This is a genomic window from Microbacterium testaceum, from assembly GCF_001476655.1.
In the GTDB taxonomy this organism is placed as follows: Bacteria; Actinomycetota; Actinomycetes; order Actinomycetales; family Microbacteriaceae; genus Microbacterium; species Microbacterium testaceum_C.
On sequence record NZ_LDRT01000115.1, the window covers coordinates 16,601 to 27,319 of the forward strand.

Consider the following 10,719-nt stretch of genomic DNA (forward strand, 5'->3'; position numbering starts at 1 on the left):
TAGAGACCTTCCACCCAGACAGCGCCAAGAAGGCAGCGACCGCCCGGGGTGAGGTCTGTCGGCGTGCACGCTCAGCGACCGCGGGCGAACGGCCCGTCCAGCACCGCCCACTGCAGCAGCATGATGGTCTTGGCATCCTGGATCTCACCGTCGCGGATGAGCTGCAGCGCCTCGTCGATGCCGTACTCGAGGATCTCGATCTCCTCGCCCTCCTCCTCGAGGCCGCCCCGGTCGCTCACTCGGGAGGATCCGTCGTACGCCGCGGCGAAGAAGTGCAGGCGCTCGGTGACCGAACCCGGGCTCATGTACACGTCGAAGACGTGCTGGACTTCGTCGACGCGCACACCGGTCTCCTCTTCGGCCTCGCGGCGGATCGCGGTGATCGGGTCGTCGTCGTCGAGGAGTCCCGCCGCTGTCTCGATGAGCATGCCGTCAGGGTGGGCGTTGACGTAGACGGGGTAGCGGAACTGGCGGGTCAGCAGCACGGTCCGCCGTGACGGGTCGTAGAGCAGGATCGTCGCGCCGTTGCCGCGGTCGTACGTCTCACGCTTCTGCGTGCGCCATTCGCCGTCGTCGCCGCGGTAGCGGAACGTCGTCGCGCGCAGCACGTGCCAGCCCGCGGCGAGCAGCTCGACATCCTCGACGATCACCCGCGGATTGCGGTCCAGGTCGACGCCGGTGAGGTGCAGGCCGGTGCGGCCGCGATGGTCGGGGACGGTGGTGCCGGGGCGTGGATCGTTCATGACTCGGAACGATAGTGCAGAAACGTGCAAGAATGTGGAGCATGATGCTCGCCGCCGCCCGCAAGGACGCTCTCCTCGAGCGACTACGCCGCGACGGCCGCCTCGTCGTGAAAGACGTCGCGCTCGAGCTCGGCCTCTCCGAAGACAGCATCCGCCGCGATCTTCGAGAACTGGATGCCGCCGGCCTCGCCGTCCGCGTGTACGGCGGGGCTCTCCCCGCCTCGCCGGCGGTCGCGGACTACGGTGCCCGGGGCACGGTGGCGCGATCGAGCAAGTCCCGCGTCGCCGCCGCCGCGCTCGACCTGATCGAGCCGGGGGCGACGGTTCTGCTCGACGGGGGAACGACCACGTTGGCGCTGGTGGAGGCGCTGCCCCGTTCCTTTGCCGGCACCGTGATCACGCACTCGCCGACCATCGCCGCGGCGCTGCTCCACCACGAGGCCGAGGTCATCGTGATCGGCGGCCGCGTGTTCAAGCACTCCGCGGTCGCGTGCGGCTCCGCGGCGGTCGAGGCCGCGCAGAGGATCAGCGCCGACATCTTCTTCCTCGGGGTGACCGGCGTGCACCCCGCGGCGGGGTTCACGACGGGGGATGCCGACGAGGCGGCGATGAAGCGCGTGCTCGCCGAGCGGGCCGCCGAAACCTACGTGCTCGCGAGCGAGGAGAAGCTGGGTGCGGCCTCGCGGTTCGGCATCCTCCCGCTCGATGCGGTGGCGGGGGTCGTCGCCGACCTCGAGCCGGACACTCCGCTGTCAGTCGATCTCGAGGCCGCGGGCGCGCGTATGCGGTACGTGGGCCGGAGCGCGGTCGGCCGCGGAGGATCTCACGGACGGGTCAGCGATCAGTTGTAGGTGAAGCACGTGTCTTCTCGAGGGATCGACCGCGGTTCACCGCGGGAGAAGACGAACAGGCGCGCTCCTGATCCCTCGACGCCGAAGCAACCCCGGGGTGATGTCAGAGCCCCGCAATAGGCTGGAACACGTGACGCAGAGCATCTACATCACGTCCGCCGAGGGGCACTCGGGCAAGTCCACCGTGGCTCTCGGGGTCCTCGACGCCCTGAGCCGCGTGACCCCGCGCGTGGGGGTGTTCCGCCCCATCGCGCGCTCCACCGCCGAGCGCGACTACGTGCTCGAGATGCTGCTCGATCACGACGGCGTCGACCTCGCCTACGACGACTGCGTCGGCGTGACCTACGACGACGTCCGCGACGACGCCGACGCGGCGCTCGGTCGCATCGTCGAGCGCTACAAAGCGGTCGAGGCGCAGTGCGACGCCGTGGTCGTCATCGGCAGCGACTACACCGACGTCGGCAGCCCCGCCGAGCTCGCCTACAATGCCCGGATCGCGGCGAATCTCGGCGCCCCCGTCCTCCTCGTCCTCGGCGGTCGTGCCCAGCAGGGCCAGGGCGAGACGCTCGGTCTGTCGGTGGCCCGCACCCCGCATGAGGTCGGGCAGATCGCCTCCCTGGCCGTCTCCGAGCTGCTGCACGAGCGTGCCGAAGTGTTCGCGGTCGTCGTGAATCGCGCTGATCCCGACGAGCTCGACGGCGTCGTGGCCTCCGTCCGCCAGGTCATCGACGCGGCGCCCGTCACCTCGTCCGACGAGCGCCGGCCCGTGCCCGTCTGGGCCCTGCCCGAGGACCGCTTCCTCATCGCCCCCTCCATGCGCGGGGTTGTGCGCTCGGTCGAGGGGGAACTCATCAAGGGCGACCCCGAACTGCTCACCCGCGAGGTGCTCGGAGTCGTCGTGGCGGGCATGTCGATGGTCAACGTCCTGCCGCGCTTGAAGGAGTCGGCGGTCGTCGTCATCCCCGCCGACCGCAGCGAGGTCTTGCTCGCCACGCTCCTCGCCAACGCCTCGGGCACCTTCCCCTCGCTCGCGGGCATCGTGCTCAACGGCGGGTTCGAGCTTCCCGACCCGATCGTCCGGCTCATCGACGGCCTCGGCTCGCCCCTGCCGATCATCGCGACCGATCTCGGCACGTACGACACGGCCGTGCGCATCATGAACACGCGCGGGCGACTGGCCGCCGACTCGCAGCGTCGCTACGACACGGCGCTGGCGATGTTCGAGCGTCACGTCGACACCGCGCTCCTGACGCGCGAGCTCGGCGTCGCCCGCCCGAGCGTCGTCACGCCGCTGATGTTCGAGTACGGCCTGGTCGACCGTGCCCGCGCCGACAAGCGCCGCATCGTCCTGCCCGAGGGCACCGACGACCGGGTGCTCCGCGCAGCCGCGACGGTGCTCGCGCGCGGTATCGCCGACCTGACGATCCTCGGCGAGCCGATCGAGGTGCGCGGACGCGCGATCGAGCTGGGCATCGACATCCGCGACGCCGAGGTGCTCAGCCCGTTCGACGCCGTGCACGTCGACAAGTTCGCGACCGAGTACGCCCGGCTCCGCGCGCACAAGGGCGTCACCTACGCGCAGGCCGCCGACACCGTCACCGACGTGTCGTACTTCGGCACTCTCATGGTGCACCTGGGCCTGGCGGACGGCATGGTCTCGGGTGCCGCCCACACGACGGCGCACACGATCCGCCCCGCCTTCGAGATCATCAAGACCGCCCCCGGCGTCTCGGTCGTCTCGAGCGTGTTCCTGATGGCCCTCGCCGACCGCGTCCTGGTCTACGGCGACTGCGCGGTCATCCCCGATCCCACGAGCGAGCAGCTGGCCGACATCGCCGTCTCGTCGGCGGCGACCGCCGACCAGTTCGGCATCGAGCCGCGCGTCGCGATGCTGTCGTACTCGACGGGGGAGTCGGGAACCGGGGCCGACGTCGAGAAGGTGCGCGCCGCGACCGCCCTCGTGCGCGAGCGGGCGCCCGAGCTGCTCGTCGAGGGGCCGATCCAGTACGACGCCGCCGCCGACGCGGCCGTGGCCAAGGCCAAGATGCCCGGCTCCGAGGTGGCCGGACGCGCGACCGTGTTCGTCTTCCCCGACCTCAACACCGGCAACAACACCTACAAGGCCGTGCAGCGCTCGGCCGGTGCCGTCGCGATCGGGCCGGTGCTCCAGGGCCTGAACAAGCCCATCAACGACCTGTCGCGCGGCGCGCTCGTCGACGACATCGTCAACACCATCGCGATCACCGCGATCCAGGCGCAGGGGAGCAGCAAATGAGCGTCGTGCTCGTCGTCAACAGCGGGTCGTCGTCGTTCAAGTACCAGTTGCTCGACATGGATCGCGAGGAGGTCCTCGCCTCGGGGCTCGTCGAGCGCATCGGGGAGGGGACCGGCGTCGCGAAGCACACCGTCGCCGCAGCAACCCTCGCCGCCCCCGACGGTCCCGCGCCGACGATGACGGATGCCACGTACGAGATCGAGCGCGAGATCCCCGACCACACCGCGGGCTTCGCCGTTATGCTCGACGCCTTCGCCGCTCACGGCCCGTCCCTCGACGAGCGTCCGCCGGTCGCCGTCGGCCACCGTGTCGTCCACGGCGGGGCGCGATTCTTCGAGCCCACCGTCGTGACACCCCTCGTCGAGATCAACATCGACGAGTTGTCGGTCCTCGCCCCGCTGCACAACCCGGCGAACCTCGCCGGCATCGTCGCGGCCAAGAAGGCCTTCCCCGACGTGCCCCACGTCGCCGTCTTCGACACCGCCTTCCACCAGTCCCTCGCCCCCGAGGCCTACACCTACGCGATCGACCGCGAGGTCGCCGAGGCCCATCGCATTCGCCGCTACGGCTTCCACGGCACGAGCCACAAGTTCGTCAGCGAGGCCGCCGCCGCCTTCGTCGGCCGCCCGAACGGCGAGCTCAAGCAGATCGTCTTCCACCTCGGCAACGGCGCCTCCGTCGCCGCCATCGAGGGCGGCCGTTCGGTCGACACGTCGATGGGGCTCACCCCGCTCGAGGGCCTCGTCATGGGCACGCGCTCCGGCGATCTCGACCCGGCCGTGCTCTTTCAACTCGCGCGTCGCGCCGACATGTCGATCGCCGACCTCGACACGCTGCTGAACAAGCGTTCCGGGCTCCTCGGCCTCGCCGGCGTCAGCGACATGCGCGACATCGGCGAGCGACGGGATGCCGGAGACCCCGCGGCCCAGCTCGCCTTCGACGTCTACGTCCACCGTCTCCGCGCCTACGCGGGGGCCTACCTCGCCCAGCTCGACGGCGTCGACGTCATCTCGTTCACGGCCGGCGTGGGGGAGAACTCGATCCGCGTGCGCGAAGAGGCCATGGCGACCCTCGGCTTCGCGGGTGTCGAGATCGACCCCGAGCGCAATGCGACGCGGGCGCGTGGCATCCGCCGGATCTCGACCGACTCCTCGCGCGTCGAGGTGCTCGTGGTCCCCACGAACGAAGAACTCGAGATCGCCCGTCAGACCCTGTCGGTCACCTCGTGAGTCACCCCTCGCCACTACGCTGATCACGTCTCGCCGACCATTCCGCCGACCGGGAGCATGCCGTGACCGACACCCCCGCCCTGCCCGACCTCACCTCGTACGAGGGCGTGCTGTTCGATCTCGACGGCGTGCTGACGCCGACCGCCGAGGTGCACATGCGGGCCTGGAAAGAGATGTTCGACGAGCTCTTCGCGGCGTGGAACATCGAGCCGCCCTACACCGACCGCGACTACTTCGAGTACGTCGACGGGAAGAAGCGTTACGACGGGGTCGCGAGTCTGCTGCGCAGCCGCGACGTCGAGGTGCCGTGGGGGGACCCCTCCGACGATCCGTCGCAAGACACGGTCTGTGGCGTCGGCAACCGTAAGAACGCCGTGTTCTCGCGCATCCTGCGCGCCGAGGGGATCGCCCCGTACCCCGGTTCCGTGGCTCTCCTCGACGTGCTCGAGGCGGCCGGAACCCCGATCGCCGTCGTGTCGAGCTCGAAGAACGCCGTCGAGGTGCTCGAGGCCGCGGGGCTCCGCGAACGTTTCCCCGTGGTCATGGACGGCGTCGTCGCCGAGCGCGACCACCTGGCGTCCAAGCCGGCCCCCGATGTCTTCGCCGAGGCCGCCCGCCTGCTCGGCGTCGACCCCGCGCGGTCGGTCGCCGTCGAAGACGCGCTGAGCGGCGTGCGCTCCGCCGTCGCGGCCGGATACGCGGTCGTCGTGGGCGTGGACCGCGGAGTCGGTGCCGACGACCTCGCCGACGCCGGTGCCACCGTGGTCGTCGACGACCTCTCCGCGTTCGTAGACTGAGCCGTCGCCTTCGCGCGACACCCCGCCGCCGACGCGGCATCCCCAGCTCCCCTCCGCGCGGACACACCCGACACCGCCCGCGCGGCACACCTGTACCTTGCCACCGGAAGGCCCGCCCGCATGATCGATCGCGATCGCTTCCCCATCGACGAATGGCGCCTCATCGAGACCGAGTTCTCGGTCGACGACGTGGGCGTTACCGAAACCCTGTTCTCGGTCGGCAACGGCTATCTCGGCCTGCGCGGCAACCCGATCGAAGGGCGCTTCGCGCACGAGCAGGGCACGTTCATCAACGGCTTCCACGAGACGTTCCCGATCCGTCACGCCGAGCAGGCCTACGGCTTCGCCGAGGTCGGCCAGACGATCATCAACGCACCGGATGCCAAAGTCATGCGCGTCTACGTCGACGACGAGCCGCTCTCGCTCGACGTCGCCGACGTGCGCGAGTACGAGCGTGTGCTCGACATGCGCCAGGGGATCCTCCGCCGGAGCCTGCTGTGGGTCACGCCCTCCGGCAAGCACGTGCGGATCGAGGACGAGCGTTTCGTCTCGTTCGACGAGAAGCACCTCGCGGTGCTGCGTCTCACCGTCACGGTGCTCGACTCCGACGCGCCCGTCTCGGTGAGCAGCCAGCTGCTGAACCGCCAGGACGGCGAGGGGATCTACGGCGGCTCGCCGATGGCATCCAAGCAGGCCGGATTCGACCCCCGCAAGACCGAGAAGCTCAGCGATCGCGTGCTCCAGCCGCGCGAGTACTGGCAGGACGGCGACCGCTCCGCGCTGAGCTACGAGGTGACCGAGTCGGGCATGACGCTCGCCGTCGTCGCCGATCACCTCGTCGACACCGCGAACGAGTGGACCTCGCGTCAGCTCATCGAGCCCGACATCGCCAAGAACGTCTTCCGAGTGGACGCGCGCGCCGGGGTTCCGACGACCATCACCAAGCTGGTGAGCTACCACACCTCCCGCGGCGTCCCCACGGGTGAGCTCCTGGACCGGTGCCGGCGCACCCTCGACCGCGCGCGCGAGACGGGGGTCGAGGGTCTCGTCGAGCAGCAGATCGCCTGGTACGCGGCGTTCTGGGATCGTTCCGACGTCCGCATCGGCGGGCACGGCGACCTGCAGCAGGCCACCCGTTGGTGCCTGTTCCAGCTCGCTCAGGCCGCGGCGCGCGCCGACGGGCAGGGCGTCCCCGCCAAGGGCGTGACCGGCTCCGGCTACAGCGGCCACTACTTCTGGGACACCGAGGTCTACGTCCTGCCGTTCCTGGCGTACACCTCGCCGCTCTGGGCCCGCAACGCGCTGCGCATGCGCTACCTCATGCTCCCCGCCGCGCGCAAGCGCGCGCACCAGTTGAACGAGGCGGGGGCGCTGTTCCCCTGGCGCACGATCAACGGCGAAGAGGCCTCGGCCTACTACGCCGCCGGCACCGCGCAGTACCACATCAACGCCGACGTCTCCTTCGCTCTCGCGAAGTACGTCCGGGCCACCGGCGATGAGGAGTTCCTTGCCCGCGAGGGCGTCGACATCGCCGTCGACACGGCGCGACTGTGGTCGACGCTGGGCTTCTGGCGCTCCAGCGACGGCGGCGAGGAGCACGACTCGTTCCACATCCATGGCGTGACCGGTCCCGACGAGTACACGACCGTCGTCAACGACAATCTGTTCACGAACGTGATGGCGCGCTTCAACCTGCGCTTCGCCGCCCGGACGGTCCGCGAGCTCGCCGAGAACAACCCCGACGCGTACGCGCATATGGCCGACCGCATGAACCTCGACCCCTCCGAGCCCGAGCGGTGGGACCGGGCGGCCGAGGCGATGCACATCCCCTTCAGCCCGGCGCTCGGCATCCATCCCCAGGACGCGGTGTTCCTGGAACGCGAGATCTGGGACCTCGAGAACACTCCGCCCGACCAGCGCCCGCTGCTGCTGCATTTCCACCCGCTGGTCATCTACCGCTACCAGGTGCTGAAGCAGGCCGATGTGGTGCTCGCGCTGTTCCTGCAGGGAAACCACTTCACGGATGCCGAGAAGCTCGCCGATTTCGAATACTACGACCCGCTGACCACCGGCGACTCCACGCTGTCGGCGGTCGTGCAGTCGATCCTCGCCGCGGAGGTGGGGTACCAGGACCTCGCGCTGGAGTACTTCCGCCAGGCCGCGTTCGTCGACCTCGGCGACCTTCACCACAACGCCTCGGACGGGGTGCACGTGGCGTCGGCCGGTGGCGTCTGGACGGCGCTCGTCAGCGGCTTCGGCGGGATGCGCGATCACTTCGGGCGGCTCACGTTCGATCCGCGTCTGCCCGCCGACTGGCCCGAGCTGTCGTACGTGCTGCACTGGCACGGCACGCGTCTCGACGTCACCCTGACCGCCACCGCGCTGACGCTGCGCGCGAGCGGCGAAGGAGAACCCGTGGATTTCGCCGTCCGCGACGTCGACTACACGGTCGCTCCCGGCGAGACGGTGCGCGTCCCGTTGCACGGCCAGGGCCCGGTGCGTCCGGGGCGCCCCTCGATCCGGCAGCTCGAGGGTTCGGTGCGTGAGGACGGCACGCTGCTGCTGGCCTCCGTCCCGATCGTCACCGCGGCCATCCCCATCGTCGGGGAGGACGACGGCGAGCCCGTCGCGGTCGGTTTGGACGTCTGATGTCTCGCGCGAACGCGGCGACTCCCTCGCGGGGTCGCCGCGTTCGGCGTTTCTGGTGACATCCCCTGTGCTCGTGACGCGCGCGGGGTTCTGCGCCGTCCGTGAGGGACCGGGGAAGCCCCCGCGGACGCGATGTCGGAGGTACGCCGTAGGCTGGTCGGGTGACGACAGCCCTGTACCGCCGCTACCGCCCGCAGGCGTTCGGCGAGATGATCGGGCAGTCCCAGGTGACCGAGCCCCTGATGACCGCCCTGCGCAGCGACCGGGTCGGCCATGCCTACCTTTTCTCGGGTCCGCGCGGCTGCGGAAAGACCACGTCCGCCCGCATCCTCGCCCGGTGCCTGAACTGCGCCGCGGGTCCGACCGACACCCCCTGCGGCACGTGCGACAGCTGTGTCGAGCTGGGGCGCGGCGGCAGCGGATCGCTCGATGTCGTCGAGATCGACGCGGCGAGCCACAACGGTGTCGACGATGCGCGCGATCTGCGCGAGCGCGCGATCTTCGCTCCCGCGCGCGACCGGTTCAAGATCTTCATCCTCGACGAGGCGCACATGGTGACGCAGCAGGGCTTCAACGCCCTGCTGAAGCTCGTCGAAGAGCCCCCGGCGCACGTGAAGTTCATCTTCGCGACCACCGAGCCCGAGAAGGTCCTCGGCACCATCCGTTCGCGGACGCACCACTACCCGTTCCGTCTTGTTCCGCCCGCGGCGATGCTCGAATACGTCCAAGAACTGTGCGAGAGCGAGAACGTGGGTGTCGAAGCAGGTGTGCTTCCGCTCGTCGTGCGGGCCGGCGGGGGGTCTCCCCGCGACACCCTGTCGCTGCTGGATCAGCTCATCGCGGGGAGCGACCCCTCGACGGGCTCGGGGGCCGAACCGGCCGGGCACGTGCTCGTGCGGTACGAACGCGCCGTGGCGCTGCTGGGGTACACCCACTCCGAGCTCCTCGACGAGGTGGTCGACGCCTTCGCCGCCAACGACGGGGGCGGGGCCTTCGCCGCCGTCGACCGCGTCGTGCAGACGGGTCAAGATCCGCGCCGTTTCGTCGACGACCTGCTCGAGCGACTGCGCGACCTCATCGTCGTGGCGGCCACCGGGGCGGGGGCCTCCGCCGTGCTGCGCGGCGTCCCCGACGACGAGCTCGAGCGCATGGCTCGGCAGGCCACCGCGTTCGGGGCCGCGCGTCTGTCGCGGACGGCCGACCTCGTCGTCGCCGCGCTCGACGAGATGACGGGTGCTACCTCGCCCCGCTTGCAACTCGAGCTGCTCGTGGCTCGTGTGCTCACCCACGCGGCTGTCTCACAGGGGTCCTCACCCGCCACGATCCACGATCTCGACGCCGCCCGGGCCGCAGCCCCCGCGGCCTCACCGGCCACCGGCCGTCCGGCTTCGCCCGCCGCCGACATCGCCCCGGCGGGCGGGAACGTCCCGCGGGTCGCGGCTCCCGCGGCCCCGCGCATCGCGTCACCGGGAGCGGCCGCTTCCGAGCCCGCCCCGGCCACGCCGGCGGTCGCGTCGCCGGGCGTCGCCGCGCCCGGAATCTCCGCTCCGGGTATCGCCGCGCCCGGCCGACAGGCCCCCGCGAGCCCGGTCGCGGCCCCCGCGTCGCCGGCGGTCGCGTCACCGAGGATCGCCGCGCCGAACATCGCGTCGCCGAACATCGCGTCGCCGAACGCTTCTGCTCCGGCGGCCACGCCGACCGTCGAGCCTCCCATCGCAGCGTCGCCGTCCGCGGTGGCATCCCCGACCGTCGCCGCGCCGAACGCGGGGGAGCGACCCGTGACTCCCCCCGCGAAGCCGTCTGCCCCGCCGACGGCACCTTCGTCGCGCCCGGGATCGGCCCTGCCGGTCGACGACGACGCCCCACCGCCCTTCACCGACGACGACGCGCCGCCGCCCGACGACGAGCCCCGCCCCGATGACCGTGCGTCCGAGCGTCGTGTGCCCGAGTCTCGAGTGCCCGAGTCCCGTGCGCCCGAGCGTCCGGTGCCGGACGGCCGTGCGCCGGGTCGCGAGGCGGCCGACGCGCACCCCTTCGACACGGCTCCCACCCCGGGCGACCCCGCACCGACGAACGAACCGGCCCGCCGCGAGACCCGCGACGCGGCCCGCGCTGGCGCGGCTCCCGCCGCTGCGGCTCCCGCTGGTGCGGCTCCCGCTGGTGCGGCTCCCGCTG

At 71.0% G+C, this 10,719-nt stretch carries 7 protein-coding genes; 6 read left to right on the top strand and 1 reads right to left on the bottom strand.

Annotation, left to right across the window (positions count from 1 at the left end):
- Window positions 1-71: 71 nt before the first annotated feature.
- The gene (locus tag NS220_RS14600) at window positions 72-743 is read right to left on the bottom strand and encodes an NUDIX domain-containing protein (protein ID WP_058624756.1); all 672 of its coding nucleotides are present in this window, start codon (window positions 741-743) and stop codon (window positions 72-74) included.
- A gap of 41 nt (window positions 744-784) precedes the next feature.
- On the opposite strand from NS220_RS14600, the gene NS220_RS14605 reads away from it, so the two are divergent.
- The 6 genes from NS220_RS14605 to NS220_RS14630 form a co-directional block, all read left to right on the top strand.
- Window positions 785-1,594, top strand: a complete 810-nt coding sequence (locus tag NS220_RS14605) for a DeoR/GlpR family DNA-binding transcription regulator (RefSeq protein WP_440589468.1) — start codon at window positions 785-787, stop codon at window positions 1,592-1,594.
- Between the two features lie 130 nt (window positions 1,595-1,724).
- Window positions 1,725-3,869, top strand: a complete 2,145-nt coding sequence (gene pta / locus NS220_RS14610; RefSeq protein ID WP_058624757.1) for a phosphate acetyltransferase — start codon at window positions 1,725-1,727, stop codon at window positions 3,867-3,869.
- Window positions 3,866-5,098, top strand: a complete 1,233-nt coding sequence (locus NS220_RS14615) for an acetate/propionate family kinase (protein WP_058624758.1) — start codon at window positions 3,866-3,868, stop codon at window positions 5,096-5,098. Before pta ends, NS220_RS14615 begins: the two co-directional genes overlap by 4 nt.
- Before the next feature lie 62 nt (window positions 5,099-5,160).
- A complete protein-coding gene (locus NS220_RS14620; protein WP_058624759.1) occupies window positions 5,161-5,895 on the top strand; it encodes an HAD family hydrolase in 735 nt (244 codons plus the stop codon).
- A 120-nt stretch (window positions 5,896-6,015) separates the two neighbouring features.
- Window positions 6,016-8,544, top strand: a complete 2,529-nt coding sequence (locus tag NS220_RS14625; protein WP_058624760.1) for a glycoside hydrolase family 65 protein — start codon at window positions 6,016-6,018, stop codon at window positions 8,542-8,544.
- Window positions 8,545-8,705: 161 nt separating this feature from the next.
- Window positions 8,706-10,719, top strand: a 2,014-nt coding sequence (locus tag NS220_RS14630) for a DNA polymerase III subunit gamma and tau (RefSeq protein WP_081323200.1), incomplete at its 3' end; no start/stop codon positions are given.